Raw genomic sequence first — 23,102 nt, 5'->3', positions numbered from 1 at the left:
GACCGCCCCCGCTCCCGGCGGACCACCCACCCGCCGCCCAGACCACGAAGGACGTTGATGGACGCGACAGCCCAGCAGGGACACGACGCGCAGACGATGCGCCCCGCCCGCCCCCGGCCGCTGAGCCTCGCGGAGACCGCCCGGCTCGCGGGCGGGACGGCGCCGTCCCGCGCGGTGGAGGTCACCGGCATCTCCCTGGACTCCCGGGAGCTGCGCCCCGGGGACCTCTATGCGGCGCTGCCCGGCGCCCGCACCCACGGCGCCCGCTTCGGCGCGGCCGCCCAGCGCTCCGGCGCCGCCGCGGTGCTCACCGACGACGAGGGCGCCGCAATCCTCCGGGACGCCGGCATCGGGCTGCCCGTGGTCGAGGCCCCGGACCCCCGCCGGTCCGTGGGGGCGATCGCCGCACGCGTCTACGGCTCCCGGCCGGAGGACGGGACCGCCCCGGCCCTGTTCGCGGTGACCGGCACCAACGGCAAGACGACCACGACCTACTTCACCAACTCGGTGCTCCGCGCCCTGGGCCGGCGCACGGGCCTGATCGGGACCATCGAGATCCTCGCCGGCGACGAGTCGATCCCCTCCCGGCTCACCACCCCGGAGGCCCCGCACGTGCACGCGCTGCTGGCGCTCATGCGCGAGCGCGGCATCACGGCGGCGTCCATGGAGGTCTCCTCCCACGCCCTGCAGTTCCACCGGGTGGACGGCGTCCGCTTCGACGTCGCCGGGTTCACCAACCTGACCCAGGACCACCTCGACCTGCACGGGTCGATGGACGAGTACTTCGCGGTCAAGGCCCAGCTGCTCACCCCGGAGCGGACCCGCCGGGCCGTCGTCGTGGTCCAGGACGAGGACGACGTCTGGGGCCTGCGGATGGCCGAGCACGCGCGGGAGCGGCTCGGCCCGGACCTCGTCGACACGATCGCCCTGCGCGGCGGCGTGCCGGGGGACCGGGACGCCGGACCGGGCCGGCACGGCGCGGACTGGACGCTGACCAGCCTGACCCGCCGCGGGATCGGGCACTCCTTCGCGCTGCGGCACCGGGACGGCCGCACACTGCGCGTGTCCACGGGCCTGCCGGGCGACTTCAACGTGGCCAACGCCGCGCTCGCCGTGGTCATGGTCGTGGCCTCCGGGGTCGACGTCGCCGACGTGCAGCGCGTCCTCGACGAGGCGGACCCCCTCACCACGGACGTGCCGGGGCGGATGCAGCTCATCGGCACGCAGCCCACCGCCGTCGTCGACTTCGCGCACAACCCGGACGCCCTGCGCCGCGCGCTCGCCGCCGTCGAACCGCCGGACGAGGAGGGCCGCGTGATCGTGGTCTTCGGCGCCACGGGGGAGCGGGACCGCTCCAAGCGCCCGGTCATGGGGGAGATCGCCGCCCGCCACGCGGACGTGGTGATCATCACGGACGACGACCCGCACGACGAGGACGCCGGCGCGATCCGCGCCGAGGTCGCGGCCGGGGCGTTCGCGGCCCGCGACGCCGGCGCCCGGGCCCAGGAGGTGCTCGTGCTCGAGCCCCGCACCGTGGCCATCCGCGCCGCGGTGGCCATGGCGGGGCGCACCGACTCCGTGCTCGTGGCCGGCCGCGGGCACGAGACGGTCCAGGAGATCCGGGGCGTGGACCACCCGCTGGACGACAGGGAAGAGCTGCGGGCCGCGCTGGCCGACGGGCAGCAGGACCGTTGGGAGAACCGATGATCGACCTCACCGCCGCACAGCTCGCGCAGATCACCGGCGGGCGCGCCGTCGGCGCCGCCGCCGCGGCGCCCGTCGTCCGCCACGTCGCGACCGACTCCCGCGAGGCGCGTCCCGGCACGCTGTTCGTCGCCAAACCGGGGGAGGTCACCGACGGCCACGAGTACGTGGGCGCGGCCTTCGCCGCCGGCGCCGTCCTCGCCCTCGTCGAGCACGAGGTCTCCGACGCCGCGGGGGTCACCTACCCGGGCGTGCTGGTCCCCGACGTGGTGGAGGCGATGGGCCGGCTGGCCGCCTGGGTCGTGGCCCAGCTGCGCGCCGACCACGAGGTGAAGGTCATCGCCGTCACCGGATCCGTCGGCAAGACGACCACCAAGGACCTCCTGCGGGGCATCTTCGCCGCGGAGGGTCCCACGGTCGCGCCCCGCGGTTCGTACAACGGGGAGGTCGGCGTGCCGCTGACCGTCTTCGAGGCCGAGCCGGACACCCGGTTCCTCATCATCGAGATGGGCGCCACCCGGATCGGCAACATCGACTACCTGTGCCGGATGGTCCGCCCCGACATCGGGGTGGTGCTGTGCGTGGGCTCCGCCCACGCCGGCGAGTTCGGCGGGGTCGCCAACATCGCCCGCGCCAAGGGCGAACTCGTCGAGTCCCTGCGGGCCGACGGCGTGGCGGTCCTCAACGACGACGACCCCCTGGTCCGCCAGATGCACCGTCGCACCGCCGCGCCCGTGCTGTTCTTCGGGGAGTCCCCGTCGAACGCGCTGCCGGACGTCCCGGCCGCCCGGGTGCACGCCTCCGAGATCCGCCTCGGGCCCGGCGGCAGCCCGGAGTTCCTCCTGCACCTCCCGGACGGCTCCGCGCACCGGATCGTCTCCCGGCTCATCGGGGAGCACCACGTCTCCAACCTGCTCGCGGCCGCCTCCGCGGCCTTCGTGGCCGGGGTCGCCCCGGAGCGGATCGCGGCCTCGCTCAACGCCCAGGGCGCCGCGAGCCGGTGGCGGATGGAGCGCACCGAGCGGGCCGACGGCGTCACGGTGGTCAACGACGCCTACAACGCCAACCCGCAGTCGATGCGCGCCGCGCTACAGACCCTGGCCCAGCTGGGCCGCGGCTCCGCCGGGTCCGCGCCCCGCCGCACCTGGGCGGTGCTCGGGGGCATGCTCGAGCTCGGCGACAGCACGATCGAGGAGCACGACGCCCTGGGCCGCATGGTGGTCCGGCTCAACATCTCCAAGCTGATCGCCGTGGGCGACCTCGCCCGCCCGGTCTACGACGCCGCCCAGCTCGAGGGCTCGTGGGGCAACGAGGCCACCTGGGCGGCGACCGCGGAGGACGCCGAGGAGATCCTGCGCCAAGAGCTCGCTCCCGGTGACATCGTGCTCTTCAAGTCCTCCAACGCCGCCGGTCTCCGGGTGCTGGGGGACCGGGTCGCGGCCGACGCCGGGGACGGCGCCGGCGGACCCGCCCCGGGCAACGACGCCCCGGCGCGCGGCGACCACTGGCGCTCGGCCGGTCCCTTCGTCAACGCCTCCCTCGACCCGAACGGAAGGCCCACCACCCCGGGCCCCTCCGCGGACGGGAACGAGCCGGCATGATCCAGATCCTCATGGCGGCCTGCTTCGCCCTGGTCCTGTCCCTCTTCGGCACCCCGGCCTTCATCAAGTTCCTCGCCCGGCGCGGCTACGGCCAGTTCATCCGGGACGACGGGCCCACCAGCCACCACACCAAGCGCGGGACGCCCACCATGGGCGGCGTGGCGATCCTCGGCTCCGTGGTGGTCGCCTACGCGCTCACGCACCTGATCTCCGGGGTGCTGTGGCCCTCCTACGGGGGCGTCACCCTCTCCGGGCTCTCCGCGCTGCTGCTGATGCTCGGCATGGGCTTCGTCGGGTTCATCGACGACTACAAGAAGATCGCCAAGAAGCAGAACCTCGGGCTCAGCCCCGTGGGCAAGATCGTCCTGCAGGGCCTCATCGGCACCGCCTTCGCCCTGCTCGTGCTGCTCGTGCCCGGTCCGCAGGGCACGACCCCCGCGTCCTCGGCGATCTCCATCACCCGGGACACCGCCCTCGACCTCGCCTTCGCCGGCACCGCGGTCGGGGCCGTCCTCTTCGTGATCTGGGTGAACCTGATCGCCACCGCCACGACCAACGCCGTGAACCTCACCGACGGCCTCGACGGCCTCGCCACCGGGGCGTCCATCCTCGTGTTCAGCGGCTACCTGCTGATCGCCATGTGGCAGAACACCCACCTGTGCGGAGCCGTGGCCGAGGGGGTCTGCTACGAGGTGCGCGACGCCGCCGACCTCGCCCTCACCGCCGCCGCGCTGGTCGGGGCCCTGGTGGGCTTCCTGTGGTGGAACACCTCCCCGGCGAAGATCTTCATGGGCGACACGGGATCGCTGGGCCTCGGCGGCGCGCTCGCCGCGTTCGCGGTGCTCACCCGCACCGAGCTGCTGCTGGTGCTCATCGCCGGGCTGTTCGTGATCATCACGGTCTCCGTCATCCTGCAGGTCGGCTACTTCAAGCTCTCCGGCGGCAAGCGCATCTTCAAGATGGCGCCGCTGCAGCACCACTTCGAGCTCAAGGGCTGGAACGAGGTGACCATCGTGGTCCGCTTCTGGATCATCGCCGGGCTGTTCGTCGCGGCCGCGCTCGGCGTCTTCTACGGCGACTGGCTGCTCTCCCACGGAGGAATGATCCAATGATCCACGCGAGCAACGACAACCCCGTCCTGGACCGGCCGCGCCTGGCCGGGCTCACCACGTGGGACGCCGACTGGGCCGGGCTGCGCGTGGTCGTCGCCGGCATCGGCCTGTCGGGCTTCGCCGCCGCGGACACCCTGATCGAGCTCGGCGCCCGCGTCGTCGTCGTCGACGGGGCGGACACCCCGGAGAACCGGGCGAAGGCCGACACCCTGCGGATCGTGGGCGCCGCCGACGTCCTGCTGGGGGAGGCCGCCCAGGGGGCCGTGCCCGACGTCGAGGGCGAGCGCCCCGACCTGGTCGTCACGTCCCCGGGGCTGCGGCCCGACCACCCCCTGCTCGCCGCCGCGGCCGCCGAGGGCGTCCAGATCTGGGGCGACGTGGAGCTCGCCTGGCGGGTGCGCGAGCGCGCCGGGCGCAGGACCGCCGAGTGGGTGTGCATCACCGGGACCAACGGCAAGACCACCACGGTCGGGATGACCGCGTCGATGCTGCAGGCCGCCGGGCTCACCGCGGCCGCCGTCGGCAACGTGGGCACCCCCATCCTGGACGCGCTGCGCGAGCCGGTCGAGCACGACGTCCTCGCCGTGGAGCTCTCCAGCTTCCAGCTGCACTGGACGTCCTCGATGTCGCCGCTGGCGTCCGTGGTGCTCAACGTGGCCGAGGACCACGTGGACTGGCACGGCGGCTACGAGAACTACGTGGCGGACAAGTCCCGCATCTACGAGCACACCCGGGTGGCGTGCGTCTACAACGCCCAGCAGGCCGAGACCGTGCGCATGGTCGAGGAGGCCGACGTCGAGGAGGGCTGCCGCGCCGTGGGCTTCACCCTCGAGACCCCGGACGTCAGCATGCTCGGCGTCGTGGAGGACCTGCTCGTGGACCGCGCCTTCCTCGACGACCGCCGGGGCTCCGCCCTCGAGCTCGCCTCCATCACCGACACCGGCCCCCTCCCCACGCCCCACGGCGTGGCCAACGCGCTGGCCGCCGCGGCGCTGGCCCGGGCGGCCGGCGCCCCGCCGGAGGCCGTGCGGGAGGGGCTGCGCGCCTGGGAGCCCGGCGACCACCGGATCCAGGCCGTCGCCACGACCCACGGCGTGCTGTGGATCAACGACTCCAAGGCCACCAACCCGCACGCGGCCGACGCCGCCCTGGCCGCGTTCGACTCCGTGGTGTGGATCGCCGGCGGCCTGTCCAAGGGCGTCTCCTACGACCGGCTCGTCGCCCGGCACGCCGGCCGGTTGCGCACCGTGGTGCTCATCGGCACGGACAACGACTCGCTGCTGGCCGCGCTCGCCGCGCACGCCCCCGAGGTCCCCGTCCTGCGGACCGCCGAACGTCCCGGCCCCGCGGCGGGCGACGCCGTGATGGGCGAGGCGGTGCGGCTCGCCCACGAGGTCGCCCGGAAGGGCGACACGGTGCTGATGGCCCCGGCGTCCGCCTCGATGGACCAGTTCAGCTCCTACGCCCACCGCGGTGACGCGTTCGTCCGGGAGGTCGCGGACCTCGTGGGACGGCTCTCGTGACGCAGCTGCAGGACCGGGCGGGGCTCGCGGAGACGGCCCGCGGCTCCCTGGGCGGGGCGCGCCGCTTCTGGCGTGCCCTCGTGGACGGCCCCCTCATCCACTCCTACTACGCGCTGGCCGGCTCCGTGCTGCTGCTCACGGCCATCGGCATCATGATGGTCCTCTCCGCCTCGGCGGTCGAGTCGATCTCGGCGCAGGAGTCCGCGTACTCGTACTTCGTCAAGCAGGCCACCTTCGGGGGGATCGGCGTGGTCCTGATGTTCGCGCTGTCCTTCGTGCCCACCGCCTGGTACCGCCGGGGCGCCACCGGACTGCTGGTCCTCGCCGTGCTGCTGCTCATGCTCGTCTTCACCCCGCTCGGACAGGAGATCAACGGCAACCGGAACTGGATCGTGGTGGGCGGGCAGACCTTCCAGCCCTCCGAGGCCGCCAAGCTCGCCGTGGCGATCTGGCTGGCCATGGTCCTGGCCCGGCAGGGCGACGCCGTGCGCGACTGGCGCCAGGCCCTGTGGCCGTCCGGGCTGGGCATCGGGATCCCCGCCGCGATGATCGTGCTGGGCGACGACGTCGGCACGGCCCTCGTCTTCGTGCTGATCTACGGGGCCGCCCTGTTCTTCGCCGGGGCGCCGCTGCGGCTGTTCGCGATCGCGGCCGCCGGGGCCGCGCTGGTCGGCACGCTGGCCGTGGTCACCGCGCCCCACCGCGTGGACCGGATCACCGGCTGGCTGTTCGGCGAGTGCGGCGCCACCGACGCCTGCTACCAGTCCCAGCAGGGGCTCAACGCCCTCGCCTCGGGCGGCTGGTGGGGCGTGGGGCTGGGCCAGTCCCGGCTCAAGTACAACTACGTCCCCGAGGCGCACAACGACTACATCTTCTCGATCATCGGCGAGGAGCTGGGCCTGCTGGGCACGGTGCTGATCCTCGCCCTCTTCGCGGTCATGGCCCTGGCGATGGCCCGCGTCATCCTGCGCGCCCGCAGCGGCTTCGTCCGGATCGCCACCGCCTGCATCGTGACCTGGCTGGTCGGCCAGGCGTTCATCAACATCGGCATGGTCACGGGGGTGCTGCCCGTGATCGGCGTCCCCCTCCCGTTCATCAGCTACGGTGGGTCGTCGCTGCTGATGAGCCTCGCGGCCGTCGGCGTCGTGATGTCCTTCACCCGGCTGCCGCGCCGGATCCAGGTCCCCACCCGCACCCCCCGCCCCCGCACCCCGAACGAGGATCGCGCATGACACCGTCCGAACCCACCACCGGAGGCCCCGCGCCGTCGGTCCTGCTGGCCGGCGGGGGCACCGCCGGGCACGTCAGCCCCCTCCTGGCCGTGGCGGCCGCGCTGCGGGAGCAGGCCCCGGCGGCCCGCCTCACGGCGGTGGGCACCGCGTCCGGGATGGAGACCCGGCTCGTCCCGCAGGCCGGGCTCGAGCTCGAGCTCGTCGACCGGGTCCCGCTGCCCCGCCGGCCCTCCGTGGACCTCGTCCGGCTGCCCGGACGGCTCCTCGGCGCCGTGCGGCAGGCCGGGGAGATCCTCGACCGCGTCCGGCCGGACGTGGTGCTGGGCGTCGGGGGCTACGTCTGCACCCCCGTCTACCTCGCCGCCGCCCGGCGCGGGCTGCCCATCGTGGTGCACGAGGCCAACGCCCGCCCCGGTCTGGCCAACCGGGTCGGCGCGCGCTGGGCCAGGACCGTGGCCGCCGCGTTCCCCGGCACCCCGCTGCGCGGAGCCGTCACCGTCGGCATGCCCATGCGCCGGGAGATCTCCCACCTGGACCGGGAGGCGCTGCGCGCCGAGGCCCGCCGGTCCTTCGGGCTCGACCCCGACCTGCCCACCGTCGTGGTCACCGGCGGATCCTCGGGCGCCCTCGCCATGAACCGCACCGTGGCCGGCGTCGTCGGGGAGGTCGCCGCGCGCGGCTACCAGCTCCTCCACGTCACCGGCCGGGGCAAGCAGCTCACCCGGGACGACGGCGCGCCGCTGAGCGCCCCCGGCTACGTGCAGGTCGAGTACGTGGACGGCATGGAGCGCGTCTACGCCGCCGCGGACCTGCTCGTGGCCCGCGCCGGCGCCGCGACCGTCTCGGAGGTCGCCGCCGTCGGCCTGCCCGCCGTGTTCGTCCCGCTGCCCGTCGGCAACGGCGAACAGGCGCTCAACGCCGCCTCCCTGGTGGCGGCCGGCGCGGCGCAGCTCGTCGCCGACGACGCGTTCACCCCCGACTGGTACCGCCGGAACGTGCACCCCCTGCTGGCCGACCCCGGCCGCCTCGCCGCGATGGCCGCCGCGAGCCGCGCCCACGGCGTGCGCGACGCCGACACCGTGCTGGCACGGATGATCCTCGAGGAGGTCCCCGTTGAGCGCTGAGCACGAGACCGACCCCGCCCTGCTGGGCCGGGTCCACTTCATCGGGATGGGCGGCGCGGGGATGTCCGCCGTCGCCAAGCTGATGCTCGCCCGCGGGGTCCCGGTCAGCGGCTCCGACCGCCAGGACTCCCCGGCGCTGCGCCAGCTCCAGGACCTGGGCGCCACCGTGCACGTGGGCCAGCGCGCCGAGCACGTGGACGGGGCGCAGACCGTGGTCGTGTCCACCGCGATCCCGCCCGAGGACCCCGAGTACTCCGCCGCCCGGGCCGCGGGGCTGCGCGTGCTGCACCGCTCCGAGGCCCTCGCGGCCGCGATGCACGGCCGCGCGGTCGTGGCGGTGGCCGGCACGCACGGCAAGACGACCACGAGCGCCATGGCCGCGCTCGCGCTGCACACCGCCGGGCTGGAGCCCTCCTGGGCCATCGGCGCGCACGTGGCCGACCTCGGCTCCAACGCGGCCCTCGGCACGGGCCCGTGGTTCGTGGCCGAGGCCGACGAGTCGGACGGCTCCTTCCTCGCGTACGGTCCGCGGATCGCCGTGGTCACGAACATCGAGCCCGACCACCTCGACTACTACGCCTCCCGCGAGGCCTTCTACCGGGCCTTCGACGAGTTCGCCGCGACCCTGCCCGCGGACGGGCTGCTCGTGGCCTGCCAGGACGACCCCGGCTCCCGGGCGCTCGCGGAGCGCCACCGGTCCGCCGGCGGACGGGTGGTCAGCTACGGCACGGACCCGGGCTCCGACGTCCGGGTGCTCCCCGGGGAGGCCGACGGGCTGCGCACCACCAGCACCCTGCTCCTGGGCGAGGGCGCCGACCGCCGCGAGGAGCGGCTCGAGCTCGTGGTGCCGGGCCGGCACAACGTCCTCAACGCGACCGCCGCCTTCTGCGTGGCCGTCGAGGCCGGCGTCCCGCCCGCGGACGCGGTGCGCGGGCTGGCCGGCTTCCACGGCTCCGCCCGGCGCTTCGACCTGCGGGGCGAGGTGGACGGGGTCCGGGTCTTCGACGACTACGCCCACCACCCGACCGAGGTGGTCGCGGCGCTCACGGCCGCGCGGGAGGTCGCGTCCGGGCACCGGGTGATCGCGATCTTCCAGCCGCACCTGTTCTCCCGCACGCGCGAGTTCGCGGCCGAGTTCGCCGACGCCCTGGCGCTGGCCGACGAGGCCCTCGTCATCGACATCTTCGCCGCGCGGGAGCAGCCCGTCGACGGCCTCACGAGCCGGATCGTCACCGACCGCGCCCCCGCCCACGTCCGCTACGTGCCGGACGGCGCCGACGCGGTCGCAGAGGCCGCGGCGGCCGCACGCCCCGGGGACCTGGTGCTCACGGTGGGCGCCGGGGACGTCACCGCCCTCGGGCCCCGGCTCGTGGACCGCCTCGGAGCCCGCTGATGAGCCGGCACGGCCGCCCGCACCAGCCCCGCTTCGGGGACCCGGCCGGGGACTCCGCCGGGGACTCCGGCGTTCCCGGGCCCGCCGACGGGCCCGTGCCGGAGACCACCGCGGGCCCCGCCCCCGAGCGGGGCACCGCCCCCGAGCGCGACCCCGGACCGCCGGCCGGCCCCGGGGGCCCGCCGCGGTCCGGGAGCACCGCCTCCGGCGCGGCCGCGCCGGAGGGCGGGCGCGTGCGCGTGCGCGTGAACGACGGGACCAAGGTCACGCCCCTGGCCGACGAGGACGACCTCGAGGAGGTCCCGGCCGCCGGCGGGCGCTTCAGCGCCTGGCGGCGGCACCGGCAGGAGCGCGCCGCCACCCGCACGCTCACCGCCTCCCGGCTCCCCCCGGTGGAGGAGCCCCCGCGGGCCGGTTCCACGGCCGTGGGGGCCACAGCCGTGGGAGCCACGGTGGTGGCCTTTCCCGCCTCACCGGGGGCGCGGCGCCGGCGCCGGCGGATCGGCGCGGTCCTCGGGGTGCTCGCCGCCCTCGCGGTGCTCGCCGGCGTCCTGTTCCTCTCCCCGGCGCTGGCCGTGCGGGACATCACGGTGCGCGGCGCGGAGTTGACGGACCCGGCTCGCGTCGAGTCCGCGCTCGACGCCTACCGGGGCGTCCCGCTGACGCGGATCTCCAAGGACGAGGTGCGGGAGCGGGTGGGGCGGATCCCGCAGGTCCGCTCCATCGAGGTCCTGCTCGAGCCCCCGCACCACCTCGTGGTCGCGCTGCGCGAGCGCGTGCCCGTGGCCGCGATCGAGGACGACGGGGAGTTCGTGGTCGTCGACTCGGAAGGGGTGGAGCTGATGACCGCCGGCTCCGCGGAGGAGGCGGGCGTCCCCGTCGTCACGGGCGGGCGCGACGTGCTCGAGGGCGAACGGTTCGAGGCCATCGCGGACGTGCTGGCCGCCCTCCCGGAGTCCGTCCTCGCCCAGCTGCGCACCGCCTCGGCCGAGTCGCTGTCCTCGGTGGAGCTGGCCTTCACCGACGGCCGCACGGTCGTCTGGGGCACCGCCGAGGACAGCGAGCTCAAGTCGCAGGTCCTCCGGGAGCTCGTCGAGGCGCGCGGCGCCGGCAGCGGCGTCGAGACCTACGACGTGTCGAGCCCGACCCGCCCCGTGGTGCGCTGAGGGGCGACACCGGGCCTCACGTTCCACCAGAGGTCGAGAGTGCGGCCGAAACGCAGCACGACCTGCGGTTTTGGCGAAAAGTGTCGAAAGCGGTATGGCTTGTCGTGCAGGTGGTCCCCGTCGTTGTTAGGCTTGACCCCGACATCGAACCCGCCGGGGGAGCAGCTGACGGCATGAGATTCGACCTTCGATAGAAGGTTGAGAAACGGCTCGCCATCCCCGACCCGAACCATCTCCAGTTAGGTACCCATGGACTCCTCCACCCCCCAGAACTACTTGGCCGTCATCAAGGTCGTCGGAATCGGCGGCGGCGGCGTCAACGCCGTCAACCGGATGATCGAGGAGGGGCTGCGCGGCGTCGAGTTCATCGCGATCAACACGGACGCGCAGGCCCTGCTGATGAGCGACGCCGACGTCAAGCTCGACGTCGGGCGCGAGCTCACGCGCGGCCTGGGCGCCGGCGCCAACCCCGATGTCGGCCGCCAGGCGGCGGAGGACCACCACGAGGAGATCGAGGAGGTCCTCAAGGGGGCCGACATGGTCTTCGTGACCGCCGGCGAGGGCGGCGGCACCGGCACCGGCGGCGCCCCCGTGGTCGCCCGCATCGCCCGCTCCCTGGGCGCCCTGACCATCGGTGTCGTCACCCGCCCGTTCACCTTCGAGGGCCGCCGCCGGTCCAACCAGGCGGAGAACGGGATCGAGACGCTGCGCGACGAGGTCGACACCCTCATCGTGATCCCCAACGACCGGCTGCTGTCCATCTCCGACCGCAACGTGTCCATGCTGGACGCCTTCAAGTCCGCGGACCAGGTGCTGCTCTCCGGCGTGCAGGGCATCACGGACCTGATCACCACCCCGGGCCTGATCAACCTCGACTTCGCCGACGTGAAGTCCGTGATGCAGGGCGCCGGCTCGGCGCTCATGGGCATCGGCGCCGCGCAGGGCGAGGACCGTGCCGTGAAGGCGGCCGAGCTCGCGATCGCGTCGCCGCTGCTCGAGGCCTCGATCGACGGTGCCCACGGCGTGCTCCTGTCCATCCAGGGCGGCTCCGACCTCGGGCTGTTCGAGATCAACGAGGCCGCCCGCCTGGTCCAGGAGGTCGCCCACCCCGAGGCGAACATCATCTTCGGCGCGGTCATCGACGACGCCCTGGGTGACCAGGCCCGCGTCACGGTCATCGCCGCGGGCTTCGACTCGGTGAGCCCGGAGACCAACGCGAACAACACCAACGCGGCCGCCCAGCAGGCGGCGACCACGCGCGCGGCCTTCGGGTCCGGCGCCGGTCAGCCCGCCGGCGTGGGCCGTGCCCCGCAGCGCGGCGGGACCCCGTCCTTCGCCCAGCCCTCCACCTCGCAGCGGTGGGCGCAGCCGGTGCAGAACGACGACGTGCCCGACGACGCCGGCTTCGACGTCGACCTGCCCGCCGAGGCGGAGGCCGGCACCGGGGCGGGCTCCGGGCGCAAGGACTCCCTGGACTTCCCCGACTTCCTGAAGTGAGTCCGGCCCCCTGGGGGCGGACGCGGTGGACCCGCGTCCGCCCCCAGGGCGCGTTAAGCCCCGCCGCCGGTTCCTCCGGCGGCACGACGAGCAATGACAGGAGGACCCGGTGCTCTGGTGGCAGGACGACGTCGGGCAGGGCGTCCGGGTGGCGTTCACGGACCGCGGCGCGGGCAACCTCGCCCTGCACACGGGCGACGACCCGGACGCGGTGCGGGCCCGCCGGGCCGCGCTCGAGCGGTCGATCGGCGTGCCCGGGGGCTCCCTGGTGTTCCTCGACCAGGTGCACGGCACCGACGTGGCCGACGCGGACCGGCACGACCGGCCGGCCGTGCCGACCGCGGACGCCGCGGTCACGGCGACGGGCGTGCCGCTGGCCGTGATGGTCGCCGACTGCGTGCCCGTCGTGCTGGTCGGGGAGGGGCCCCGCGGCCCGCTCACGGGCGTGGCGCACGCCGGGCGCCGCGGCCTGCTCGAGGGCGTGCTCGAGCGCGCCGTCGAGCAGCTGCGGGCCCGGGGCGCGAGCGGGCTGTCGGCCTGGCTCGGCCCCTCGATCTGCGGCAGCTGCTACGAAGTGCCGGCCGCCATGCGCGAGGACTCCGTGGAGCGGATCCCCGCGGTGGCCGCCACGACGTCCTGGGGCACCCCTGCCCTCGACCTGCGCGCCGGGGCCCGGGAGCGGCTGACCGCCCTCGGGGTCGGCGTCGTCGAGCCGTCGGGGGCCGGCCCCTCCTGCACCCTCGAGAACGAGCGGCTGTCCTCGCACCGCAGGGACCCCGGCTCCGGCCGCATCGTCGGCCTCGTCTGGCGCTCGGGTCCCCGCGGAGAGGACGCCGCGTGAGCGCCGACCCGGCCGCCGCCCCCGGCGGCGACGATCCGCGGACCCTGGAGCTCGCCCGGTCCCTCGACCGGGTGCGTGCCCGGATCGCGGCCGCGGCGCGGGGGAGCGGGGCGGCCGAGGAGCCCGTGCTGGTCGCCGTGACGAAGTTCTTCCCGGCCGCGGACGTGGCCCGGCTGCACCGGCTCGGCGTCCGGGACGTGGGGGAGAACCGGGACCAGGAGGCCGCCGCCAAGGCGCGGGAGGTGGCCGGGCTCGTGGACGGACCCCTCACCTGGCACTTCGTGGGCCAGCTCCAGTCCAACAAGGCGAAGTCGGTGGTGCGCTACGCGGGGTGGGTGCACTCCGTGGACCGGGCCTCCCTGGTCACGGCCCTCGGCAAGGCGGTGCAGCGGCACCGGGAGGCCGTGGCGGCCGGGGACGCGGCCCCCGGGCCGTGCGCCGAGCAGGACCTGACGTGCCTCGTCCAGGTGTCCCTGGACGCCGAGGAGCGCCGCGGCGGCGCCCGCCCCGAGGACGTCGTCGGGCTCGCCGAGCAGATCGCCGGCACCGAGGGCCTGCGGGCCGGGGGCCTCATGGCCGTCGCCCCGCTGGGGGCGCCCCCGGGGCCCGCCTTCGACCGCCTCCAGGAGCTCTCGCAGCGGCTGCGGCGGTCCCTCCCGGAGGCCGCGGCCGTGTCCGCGGGGATGAGCCAGGACCTCGAGGAGGCGGTCGCCCGGGGAGCCACGCACGTGCGCGTCGGCTCCGATATCCTCGGGCCCCGGGCGCCCGTAGGATAGCTTGGAGGACGGCCCCGCGGGGCCAGGGCCGTACCGCGTTCCGGGCAGCACCACGGGCGCAGGGCGGTCCGAGGATCCCGGAACTCCCCCCACCGCCGATATCCGCACAGACAGTCAAGGAGAGCACCATGGCCGGAGCGTTGCGCCGCACCATGATCTATCTCGGCCTCGCCGAGACGGACGAGGACTACGACGAGCCGACGCCGTCCCGCCAGGAGCACCAGCCCACCGCCGCGGTCCGCGAGGAGCCGCGCGAGGCCCGCGCCCACGAGTCCACCGCAGTGGCCGTGCCGCGCCGGTCGGCCGAGTACCGGGCGCCGGTCACCCCCATCAAACGCGCCCCCTCCAGCTCTCGAGAGGACAGCTCGACCTTGCGCACGATCACCACGGTCCACCCCCGCTCCTACAACGACGCGAAGTCCATCGGCGAGGCCTTCCGCGAGGGCACGCCCGTCATCATGAACGTCAGCGACATGGGCGACGCCGAGGCCAAGCGCCTGGTGGACTTCTCCGCAGGCCTGGTCTTCGCCCTGCACGGCTCCATCGAACGGGTGACCGGCAAGGTCTTCCTGCTCACCCCGTCCTACGTGGAGGTCGTCGGGCACCCCGCCGGCGGCGAGGACGAGACCGACGACCACCAGGAGGACTGAGGCGGACCGATGGACCTGTTGCTCTCCGTGCTGTACCTGGCACTGCACCTCGTGTACGTCGCGCTGCTCGCGCGCCTCGTGCTCGACTGGGTGCAGATGTTCGCCCGCAACTGGCGGCCCCGCGGAGCCGCCCTCGTCGGGGCCTCCGCCGTGTACACCGTCACCGACCCGCCGATGCGGTGGCTCCGGCGGATCGTGCCGCCCCTGCGCTTCGGCGGGGTGTCGCTGGACCTCGGGTTCCTCATCCTCATCTTCGCCGTCAGCATCGTCCAGGGCATCATCGGCTCGATGCTGGTCTGACGCAGTGCCGGTCTGACGCAGTGCCGGTCCGACCCGGCCCGCCGGGGACCGGCCTGTACGCTGTAACCGCACGACCACCGGGCGCCGGCCACCGCGCCGCCCCGGCCCCGGTCGGACGGATCCCCCGCCGCGGGCCGCGCCCGCGCTCCGCCCACGAAGGAATGCACCCATGGCTCTGACGCCCGAAGACGTCATCAACAAGCGGTTCCAGCCCACCAAGTTCCGGGAGGGCTACGACCAGGACGAGGTCGACGACTTCCTCGACGAGATCGTCGTGGAGCTGCGCCGCCTGAACCAGGAGAACAGCGACCTCAAGCAGCAGCTCGAGGCCGCCGGGCAGCCCGTCGCGCCCAAGGACTCCGCGCCGTCGCCCGTCTCCGAGCCCGGCCTCCCGGTCGCCGAGGACACCGCCGGAGAGACCGCTGGGGAGACCGTCGAGGCCCCCGCCCCGGTCGCCGGCGGCGCGCCGCAGGAGGCGGTGGAGCTGACCTCGCCCGCCGCGGCCGGCACCGGAGCCGCCGAGACCGTCCCCGCGGAGACCGCGCCCACCTCCGGCGCGGCGCAGTCCGCGGCCGGAGTCCTGGCGATGGCCCAGAAGCTGCACGACGAGTACGTCGCCGAGGGCACCGCCGAGCGGGACCGGATCGTCGGCGAGGCCCGCGAGCGGGCCGAGGAGCTCGTCACGGACGCCCAGCGCACGCGCGAGGAGACCCTCACGGCCCTCCAGGAGGAGCAGGCCGAGCTGCAGGCCCGCGTCTCGGGGCTGCGCGCCTTCGAGCAGGACTACCGCACCAACCTCAAGGCGTACATCCAGGACCAGCTGCAGGACCTGGACACCACCCCGTCCCTCGAGCCCGCACCGGCCGCGGACGGCGCCGCCGCCCCGGTCCGGTCCGAGCAGGCCTAGCCGCCGCACCGCGACGCGCACCCCGCGGAGGGACCGGCCACGTGCCGGTCCCTCCGTCGTCGTCCGCCCCGGGCCGCCCCTGGAGGGGCGCCCCCGGGGCGGATGGCTCCCGGGCGGACGTGGCACCATGGAACGGGGCCGACGTCCCCGCCGCCCCGCCACCCCGGGGTGAGCCCGATCCCCGCCCCGCCACCCGAGGAGAGCATGAGCGAGTCCCCCGAAGTCCCCGCCGGAGCACCCGACCGCCGGACCCCGCGGGGCGTCCTCCTCCTCGCCGCGGCCGCCGCGCTGCTGGTGTACGCCGCGGACCAGCTCACCAAGTGGTGGGTCGTCGCGACCATGGAGCTCGGCCAGCGGACGCCGGTGGTCGAGGGACTGCTGTGGTGGCAGTTCATCCGCAACCCCGGCGCCGCGTTCTCCCTGGGGGAGAACATCACCTGGGTCTTCACCCTGGTCATGGTGGTCGTCTCCGTCCTCATCGTGCTCACCCTCCGCCGTGTCCGCTCGGCCGCGTGGGCCCTGGCCCTGGGGCTCGTCCTCGGCGGCGCCCTCGGCAACCTGACCGACCGGCTCCTGCGGGAGCCCGGCTCGGGGATGGGCCACGTGGTGGACTTCATCGCCGTGCCGCGCTTCGCGATCTTCAACATCGCCGACTGCGGGGTGGTCGTGGGGGTCTCCCTCGTGGTGCTCCTGACGCTGCTCGGCCGGGAGCTCGACGGCACCCGCACGGGCGCGGGCGCCCCGGACGCGCAGCGGGTCGAGGCCTCGCCGGAGGAGGAGGGCACCCGTGGCTGAGCCCGAGGAGCACGTGCAGGAGCGCTTCACCGTGCCGCCCGAGCTCGAGGGGCAGCGCGCGGACGCCGCCGTGGCCGCCCTCACCGGGCTCTCCCGCTCCGCGGCCGCCGTGCTCTGCGCCGAGGGCCGCGTGCTGCACCGCGACCGGCCCGTCGCCAAGTCCTTCCGGGTCGAGGCCTCGCAGACCCTCACCGTGCACGTGCCCGTCCCCGAGGACCCGGCCCGGATCGTGCCCCAGCTGGTCGAGGACTTCCGCGTGGTGCACCTGGACGACGACATCGTGGTGATCGACAAGCCGCCCGGCGTCGCCGCGCACCCCTCGCCGGGCTGGAAGGGACCGACCGTGGTCGGGGCCCTGGCGGGCGCGGGCGTCACCGTGAGCACTTCCGGCGCCCCCGAACGGGCCGGTGTGGTGCACCGGCTCGACGTCGGCACGTCCGGGCTGATGGTCGTGGCCCGCACCGAGCGCGCGTACACCGCGCTCAAGCGCGCCTTCAAGGACCGGACGGTCACGAAGGTCTACCACACGGTGGTGCAGGGCCTCCCGGACCCGCTGCGCGGGACGATCGACGCGCCGATCGGGCGCCACCCCGGCTACGACTGGCGCTTCGCCGTGGTCGACGGCGGCCGCGCGTCGATCACCCACTACGAGGTCCTGGAGGCCTTCGGCCGGGCGGCGCTCGTGGAGGTGCACCTGGAGACCGGCCGCACCCACCAGATCCGCGTGCACTTCTCCGCGCTGCGCCACCCGTGCTGCGGGGACCTCACCTACGGCGCGGACCCCGCGCTGTCGGCCGGCCTCGGGCTCACCCGGCAGTGGCTGCACGCCAAGCGCCTGGGCTTCGAGCACCCCGGCACGGGGGAGCCCGTCGAGTACGAGAGCCCGTACCCGCCGGACCTCTCCTTCGCCCTCGAGACGCTGCGCGACGGCGGTCCCGCCTGACCCGGCGGAGCGGCCCCGGCCGGGGGAGCCGGCCGTCGCGGGACGGCCCCGGCGGGGCGGAGCGGTCGGTGCGGACCACTACACTGGTCGGGTGACGACGGCGACCGGCAAGAACAGCTTCACCCACCTCCATGTGCACACCGAGTACTCGATGCTCGACGGTGCGGCACGCCTGGACGACCTCTTCGAGGCCTGCCACGAACTGGGGATGTCCTCCCTGGCGACGACCGACCACGGCTTCGTCTTCGGGGCCTTCGACTTCTGGAACAAGGCCCGCAACGCGGGGATCAAGCCCATCATCGGCGTGGAGGCCTACCTGACGCCGGGCACCGCCCGCTCCGACCGCACCCGCGTGAAGTTCGCCGACGGCGGCCGGGACGACGTCTCGGGCGGCGGCGCCTACACGCACATGACGCTGCTCGCGGAGACCACCCAGGGCATGCAGAACCTGTTCCGCGCCTCGTCCCTGGCGTCCCTGGAGGGCCAGCTGTACAAGCCGCGCATGGACCGCGAGCTGCTGAACACCTACGGCAAGGGCCTCATCGCGACCACCGGCTGCCCCTCCGGCGAGGTGCAGACCCGCCTGCGCCTGGGCCAGTACCAGGAGGCGCGGCAGGCCGCGGCGGAGTTCCGCGACATCTTCGGCGCCGAGAACTACTACTGCGAGCTCATGGACCACGGCCTGGGGATCGAGAAGCGGGTCACCGGCGACCTGCTCAAGCTCGCCAAGGACCTGCAGCTGCCGCTCGTGGCCACCAACGACCTGCACTACACCCACGCCGAGGACGCGAAGTCCCACGCCGCCCTGCTGTGCGTGCAGTCCGGCTCGACGCTGGCGGACCCGAAGCGGTTCAAGTTCGACGCCGACGAGTTCTACCTGAAGTCCCCGGCGGAGATGCGGGAGCTGTTCCGGGACTTCCCCGAGGCGTGCGACAACACCCTGGAGATCGCGGAGCGGTGCAACGTCGAGTTCGACACCTCCGCGAACTACATGCCCCGCTTCCCGACCCCCGAGGGCCACGACGAGGAGTCCTGGTTCGTCGAGGAGGTGCAGCGGGGCCTGCACCACCGCTTCCCCGGCGGGATCCCCGAGGACGTGCAGCGGCAGGCGGACTACGAGAAGGGCATCATCCTGCAGATGGGCTTCCCCGGGTACTTCCTGGTGGTGGCCGACTTCATCAACTGGGCCAAGAACAACGGGATCCGGGTGGGCCCGGGCCGCGGCTCCGGGGCCGGCTCGATGGTCGCGTACGCCATGCGCATCACCGAGCTGAACCCTCTGGAGCACGGCCTGATCTTCGAGCGCTTCCTCAACCCGGACCGCGTCTCCATGCCCGACTTCGACGTCGACTTCGACGACCGCCGCCGCTCCGAGGTGATCCACTACGTCACCGAGAAGTACGGCGACGAGCGCGTGGCCATGATCGTCACCTACGGCACCATCAAGGCCAAGCAGGCGCTCAAGGACTCCTCGCGCGTGCTCGGCTACCCCTTCTCGATGGGGGAGAAGCTGACCAAGGCCATGCCGCCGGACGTCATGGGCAAGGGCATCTCCCTCAAGGACGTCTACGACGAGAGCGCCAAGCGCTACGGGGAGGCCGACGAGCTGCGCGAGATCCTCGCCCAGGACCCGGAGGCGAAGAAGATCTTCGACACCGCCGAGGGCCTCGAGGGGCTCAAGCGGCAGTGGGGGGTGCACGCGGCGGGCGTCATCATGTCCTCGGACCCGCTGATCGACATCATCCCGATCATGCGCCGCGAGCAGGACGGGCAGGTCATCACCCAGTTCGACTACCCCACCTCCGAGGGGCTCGGGCTGATCAAGATGGACTTCCTGGGGCTGCGCAACCTCACGATCATCTCCGACGCGATCGAGAACATCACGCTGAACCAGGACGGGTTCGTCCTCGACCTGGAGAACCTCCTGCTCGACGACGCCGAGTCCTACGAGCTGCTGGCCCGCGGCGACACCCTCGGGGTGTTCCAGCTCGACGGCGGGCCCATGCGCCAGCTGCTCAAACTCATGCGCCCCGACAACTTCGAGGACATCTCCGCGGTCATCGCGCTGTACCGCCCGGGTCCCATGGGCGCGAACTCGCACACGAACTACGCGCTGCGCAAGACCGGCCAGCAGGAGATCACCCCGATCCACCCCGAGCTCGAGGAGCCGCTCGCGGAGATCCTCAACACGACCTACGGCCTGATCGTCTACCAGGAGCAGGTCATGGCGATCGCCCAGAAGGTCGCGGGGTTCACGCTCGGCCAGGCGGACATCCTCCGCCGCGCCATGGGCAAGAAGAAGAAGTCGGAGCTGGACAAGCAGTACGAGGGCTTCCACGGCGGCATGGTGGAGCGCGGCTACTCCGAGGCCGCGATCAAGGCCCTGTGGGACATCCTCCTGCCCTTCTCGGACTACGCGTTCAACAAGGCCCACTCCGCCGCCTACGGCCTCGTCTCCTACTGGACGGCCTACCTCAAGGCGCACTACCCGGCCGAGTACATGGCCGCGCTGCTCACCTCGGTGGGCGACGACAAGGACAAGCTCGCCCTGTACCTCACCGAGTGCCGCCGGATGGGCATCACCGTGCTGCCCCCGGACGTCAACGAGTCCGCGCTGAACTTCACCCCGGTGGGCACCGACATCCGCTTCGGGATGGGCGCGGTGCGCAACGTGGGCGCCAACGTGGTCAGCGCGATGGTCGAGGCCCGGGAGGAGCACGGCGCCTTCACCTCCTTCAACGACTTCCTCGCGAAGGTCCCCGCCGTGGTGTGCAACAAGCGCACCATCGAGTCCCTGGTCAAGGCGGGCGCCTTCGACCGGCTGGGCCACACCCGGCGCGGACTCGTGCTCTGCCACGAGGAGGCCGTGGACGCCACGGTCGCCGTCAAGCGCCAGGAGGCGGCCGGGCAGTTCGACCTCTTCGGGGGCATGGGGCTGGACGACGAGGACCCCTCGACGTCGCTGACCGTCGCGGTGCCGGACGTGCCCGAGTGGGAGCGCAAGGACCTGCTGGCCTTCGAGCGCGAGATGCTCGGCCTGTACGTCTCCGACCACCCGCTGCGCGGCCTCGACGAGGCGCTCGGGCAGTACGCTGACACCTCGATCCAGCCGCTGCTCGGCGAGGACGGCCGGCCCGACGGCGCCGTGGTGACCGTGGCGGGCATGATCACCTCCCTGTCCCGGCGGATCGCCAAGACCTCGGGCAACGCCTACGCGCGGGTGGAGCTCGAGGACCGGACGGGTTCGATCGAGATCATGTTCTTCGGCAAGGCCTACGCCCCCATCGCGGGCGTGCTCGCGGAGGACCTCATCTGCGTGATCAAGGGCCGGCTGCAGCGCCGGGACGACGGGTCGGTGACGATCTCCGCGCAGGAGCTCACCGTGCCGGAGCTCTCGGCGGACGGGCACAGCGGCCCCGTGCTGATCGCCCTGCCCGAGTTCCGCGCCACGGAGGAGACGGTCAAGGAGATCGGCGCGGTGCTGCGCAACCACCGCGGGGACTCCGAGGTGCGCATCCACCTCGAGACCCGCCAGAAGGTGCAGGTCCTGCGTCTGGGCCCCGATCTGCGGGTGAACCCCTCACCGGCGCTGTTCGGGGACCTCAAGGTGCTGCTCGGCCCGACCTGCCTGGAGGTGTAGCCCACCGGGCGGCTGAGCGCAAGGCCCGGCACCCGGCCGGGCGCCGCGGTGGAATACCATGGAGAGCGTGACTACTGCTGAGACGACCACGACTCCCGTCCTGCGAACGATCGACCTGCGCGGCCGGCACCTGTCCTGGTCCGAGCTGCGGGCGGCAGTGCCCCGGCAGAGCTCTACGTCGCTCGCCTCGGCGCAGCAGGCCGTGGAGGAGATCATCGCCGCGGTCCGCACCGAGGGCGCCGTCGCCCTGCGCCGCTACGCGCAGCGCTTCGACGGCGTGGCCCAGGACCGGCTGCGCGTCGACCCGGCGGAGATCCGGCGGGCGGTCGACGAGCTGGACCCGGCCGTGCGCCGGGGCCTGGAGACCGCCATCGAGCGCACCCGGGCCTTCGCGCAGGCGCAGCGCCCGGCCGACGCCCGCGTCGAGGTCGCGCCCGGCGCCGTGCTCGTGCACCGATGGACGCCCCTGCGCCGGGCGGGGCTCTACGTGCCCGGCGGGCTGGCCGTCTACCCCTCGTCCGTGGTCATGAACGTCGTCCCGGCCCAGGCGGCCGGGGTCGGCTCCGTGGTGCTGTGCAGCCCGCCGCAGAAGGAGTTCGGGGGCCTGCCGCACCCCACGATCCTCGCGGCCGCGGGGCTGCTCGGGGTGGACGAGGTCTGGGCCATCGGCGGCGCCCAGTCGCTGGCCGCCATGGCCCACGGGGTCACGGACGGCGACGACGTCCTCGAGCCGGTCGACACCGTGACCGGTCCGGGCAACGTCTACGTCGCCACCGCCAAGCGCCTGCTCCGCTCCGTGGTCGGCGTGGACGCCGAGGCGGGGACCACCGAGATCGCCGTGCTGGCCGACGACACCGCCGTGCCGGCCTACGTGGCCGCCGACCTCATCTCCCAGGCCGAGCACGACCCCGCCGCCGGCGCGGTGCTGATCACCCACTCGCCCGAGCTCGCCGAGCGGGTCGCCGCGGAGCTCGCCGTCCAGGTCCCCGAGGCGAAGCACCGGGAGCGGATCACCACCGCCCTGTCCGGGCCGCAGTCCGGGATCGTGCTCACCGACGACCTCGACTCCTCGATCGCCGTGGCCGACGCCTACGCCGCCGAGCACCTCGAGATCCACACCGCCGACCCGCAGGAGGTGGCCGCCCGGGTGCGCAACGCGGGGGCGATCTTCCTGGGGCCCTACAGCCCCGTCCCGCTCGGCGACTACGCGGCGGGCTCGAACCACGTGCTGCCCACGGGCGGGACGGCGGTGCACGCCCAGGGCCTGTCCACCACCGCCTTCATGAAGGCGGTGCAGATCGTCGAGTACACCCAGGACGCGCTCGCCGTGATCGGGGAGGACATCGTGGCCGTCGCGCGCTCCGAGGACCTGCCCGCGCACGGCCGGGCCATCACGATCCGCACCGGGAGCTGATCCGACCGTGCACTGCCCGTTCTGCCGTCACACCGACTCCCGCGTCGTCGACAGCCGCACCACGGACGACGGGACGGCGATCCGCCGCCGCCGCCAGTGCTCCGAGTGCGGCCGGCGCTTCACCACGCTCGAGACCACGACCATCTCGGTCATCAAGCGCTCGGGCGTCACCGAGCCCTTCGACCGGCAGAAGATCGTCAACGGGGTGCGCAAGGCCTGCCAGGGGCGGCCGGTGAGCGAGGACGACCTCGCGATGCTCGCCCAGGAGGTCGAGGAGACGATCCGGGCGCTGGGCGCCGCGGAGATCGAGGCGCACGAGGTGGGGCTCGCGATCCTGGCCCCGCTCCGCCGGCTGGACGTCGTGGCGTACCTGCGCTTCGCCAGCGTCTACCAGGCCTTCGACGGCCTGGGGGACTTCGAGGAGGCGATCGACCTCCTGCGAGATCGGAAGAGCACACGTCTGAACTCCAGTCACGTCCGCACA

The 23,102-nt window shown here is 73.9% G+C and carries 18 protein-coding genes; all 18 read left to right on the top strand.

The genetic code is table 11. The features are described 5' to 3' along the window. Positions 1-57: 57 nt before the first annotated feature. The 18 genes from H488_RS29005 (at position 58) to hisD (ending at position 22,618) form a co-directional block, all read left to right on the top strand. Entirely contained in the window at positions 58-1,707 is a 1,650-nt protein-coding gene (locus H488_RS29005; protein WP_017833691.1) for a UDP-N-acetylmuramoyl-L-alanyl-D-glutamate--2,6-diaminopimelate ligase, read from the top strand. Further along, positions 1,704-3,305 (top strand): UDP-N-acetylmuramoyl-tripeptide--D-alanyl-D-alanine ligase, encoded by a 1,602-nt coding sequence (locus H488_RS29000; RefSeq protein ID WP_017833690.1) that lies wholly within the window; start codon positions 1,704-1,706, stop codon positions 3,303-3,305. The genes H488_RS29005 and H488_RS29000 overlap by 4 nt, the downstream gene beginning before the upstream one ends. Beyond that, positions 3,302-4,417 carry a phospho-N-acetylmuramoyl-pentapeptide-transferase gene (mraY, locus tag H488_RS28995; RefSeq protein ID WP_017833689.1) on the top strand — a complete coding sequence of 372 codons (1,116 nt, stop codon included), beginning with the start codon at positions 3,302-3,304 and terminating at the stop codon, positions 4,415-4,417. Before H488_RS29000 ends, mraY begins: the two co-directional genes overlap by 4 nt. After that, complete coding sequence (gene murD, locus H488_RS28990; RefSeq protein ID WP_017833688.1) at positions 4,414-5,940, top strand: UDP-N-acetylmuramoyl-L-alanine--D-glutamate ligase; 1,527 nt, start codon at positions 4,414-4,416, stop codon at positions 5,938-5,940. Before mraY ends, murD begins: the two co-directional genes overlap by 4 nt. Continuing rightward, entirely contained in the window at positions 5,937-7,172 is a 1,236-nt protein-coding gene (ftsW, locus tag H488_RS28985) for a putative lipid II flippase FtsW (protein WP_017833687.1), read from the top strand. Before murD ends, ftsW begins: the two co-directional genes overlap by 4 nt. Then, complete coding sequence (gene murG, locus H488_RS28980) at positions 7,169-8,296, top strand: undecaprenyldiphospho-muramoylpentapeptide beta-N-acetylglucosaminyltransferase (protein ID WP_017833686.1); 1,128 nt, start codon at positions 7,169-7,171, stop codon at positions 8,294-8,296. Before ftsW ends, murG begins: the two co-directional genes overlap by 4 nt. After that, complete coding sequence (gene murC / locus H488_RS28975; RefSeq protein WP_017833685.1) at positions 8,286-9,689, top strand: UDP-N-acetylmuramate--L-alanine ligase; 1,404 nt, start codon at positions 8,286-8,288, stop codon at positions 9,687-9,689. The genes murG and murC overlap by 11 nt, the downstream gene beginning before the upstream one ends. Then, positions 9,689-10,855 (top strand): cell division protein FtsQ/DivIB, encoded by a 1,167-nt coding sequence (locus H488_RS28970; protein WP_017833684.1) that lies wholly within the window; start codon positions 9,689-9,691, stop codon positions 10,853-10,855. The genes murC and H488_RS28970 overlap by 1 nt, the downstream gene beginning before the upstream one ends. A 249-nt stretch (positions 10,856-11,104) precedes the next feature. Continuing rightward, positions 11,105-12,352: a cell division protein FtsZ gene (gene ftsZ, locus H488_RS28965; RefSeq protein WP_017833683.1), complete on the top strand. Its 1,248-nt coding sequence runs from the start codon at positions 11,105-11,107 to the stop codon at positions 12,350-12,352. A gap of 109 nt (positions 12,353-12,461) precedes the next feature. Continuing rightward, positions 12,462-13,193, top strand: a complete 732-nt coding sequence (locus H488_RS28960; protein ID WP_017833682.1) for a polyphenol oxidase family protein — start codon at positions 12,462-12,464, stop codon at positions 13,191-13,193. Next, positions 13,190-13,969 carry a YggS family pyridoxal phosphate-dependent enzyme gene (locus tag H488_RS28955; RefSeq protein ID WP_017833681.1) on the top strand — a complete coding sequence of 260 codons (780 nt, stop codon included), beginning with the start codon at positions 13,190-13,192 and terminating at the stop codon, positions 13,967-13,969. The genes H488_RS28960 and H488_RS28955 overlap by 4 nt, the downstream gene beginning before the upstream one ends. Positions 13,970-14,097: 128 nt before the next feature. Further along, positions 14,098-14,619 carry a cell division protein SepF gene (locus H488_RS28950; RefSeq protein WP_017833680.1) on the top strand — a complete coding sequence of 174 codons (522 nt, stop codon included), beginning with the start codon at positions 14,098-14,100 and terminating at the stop codon, positions 14,617-14,619. A 9-nt stretch (positions 14,620-14,628) separates the two neighbouring features. Beyond that, entirely contained in the window at positions 14,629-14,919 is a 291-nt protein-coding gene (locus H488_RS28945; protein ID WP_017833679.1) for a YggT family protein, read from the top strand. Between the two features lie 169 nt (positions 14,920-15,088). Next, entirely contained in the window at positions 15,089-15,826 is a 738-nt protein-coding gene (locus H488_RS28940) for a DivIVA domain-containing protein (RefSeq protein ID WP_017833678.1), read from the top strand. Between the two features lie 204 nt (positions 15,827-16,030). Continuing rightward, positions 16,031-16,621, top strand: a complete 591-nt coding sequence (gene lspA, locus H488_RS28935; protein WP_017833677.1) for a signal peptidase II — start codon at positions 16,031-16,033, stop codon at positions 16,619-16,621. Further along, positions 16,614-17,564 (top strand): RluA family pseudouridine synthase, encoded by a 951-nt coding sequence (locus tag H488_RS28930; RefSeq protein ID WP_017833676.1) that lies wholly within the window; start codon positions 16,614-16,616, stop codon positions 17,562-17,564. The genes lspA and H488_RS28930 overlap by 8 nt, the downstream gene beginning before the upstream one ends. 91 nt (positions 17,565-17,655) lie before the next feature. Continuing rightward, complete coding sequence (gene dnaE, locus H488_RS28925) at positions 17,656-21,204, top strand: DNA polymerase III subunit alpha (protein ID WP_017833675.1); 3,549 nt, start codon at positions 17,656-17,658, stop codon at positions 21,202-21,204. Positions 21,205-21,262: 58 nt separating this feature from the next. Next, the gene (gene hisD, locus H488_RS28920) at positions 21,263-22,618 is read left to right on the top strand and encodes a histidinol dehydrogenase (RefSeq protein WP_017833674.1); all 1,356 of its coding nucleotides are present in this window, start codon (positions 21,263-21,265) and stop codon (positions 22,616-22,618) included. Positions 22,619-23,102: the final 484 nt, after the last annotated feature.

The sequence above is a fragment of the Kocuria sp. UCD-OTCP genome, from assembly GCF_000349605.1.
Lineage (GTDB): Bacteria > Actinomycetota > Actinomycetes > Actinomycetales > Micrococcaceae > Kocuria > Kocuria rosea.
This window is presented reverse-complemented; position numbering and strand designations above follow the sequence as displayed.

Bases quoted from the DNA above. Each gene is read 5' to 3' on its own strand.
- H488_RS29005 (WP_017833691.1), top strand. From the start codon at position 58: ATGGACGCGACAGCCCAGCAGGGACACGACGCGCAGACGATGCGCCCC.
- H488_RS29000 (WP_017833690.1), top strand. From the start codon at position 1,704: ATGATCGACCTCACCGCCGCACAGCTCGCGCAGATCACCGGCGGGCGC.
- mraY (WP_017833689.1), top strand. From the start codon at position 3,302: ATGATCCAGATCCTCATGGCGGCCTGCTTCGCCCTGGTCCTGTCCCTC.
- murD (WP_017833688.1), top strand. From the start codon at position 4,414: ATGATCCACGCGAGCAACGACAACCCCGTCCTGGACCGGCCGCGCCTG.
- murG (WP_017833686.1), top strand. From the start codon at position 7,169: ATGACACCGTCCGAACCCACCACCGGAGGCCCCGCGCCGTCGGTCCTG.
- H488_RS28970 (WP_017833684.1), top strand. From the start codon at position 9,689: ATGAGCCGGCACGGCCGCCCGCACCAGCCCCGCTTCGGGGACCCGGCC.
- ftsZ (WP_017833683.1), top strand. From the start codon at position 11,105: ATGGACTCCTCCACCCCCCAGAACTACTTGGCCGTCATCAAGGTCGTC.
- H488_RS28950 (WP_017833680.1), top strand. From the start codon at position 14,098: ATGGCCGGAGCGTTGCGCCGCACCATGATCTATCTCGGCCTCGCCGAG.
- H488_RS28945 (WP_017833679.1), top strand. From the start codon at position 14,629: ATGGACCTGTTGCTCTCCGTGCTGTACCTGGCACTGCACCTCGTGTAC.
- H488_RS28940 (WP_017833678.1), top strand. From the start codon at position 15,089: ATGGCTCTGACGCCCGAAGACGTCATCAACAAGCGGTTCCAGCCCACC.
- lspA (WP_017833677.1), top strand. From the start codon at position 16,031: ATGAGCGAGTCCCCCGAAGTCCCCGCCGGAGCACCCGACCGCCGGACC.
- hisD (WP_017833674.1), top strand. From the start codon at position 21,263: ATGGAGAGCGTGACTACTGCTGAGACGACCACGACTCCCGTCCTGCGA.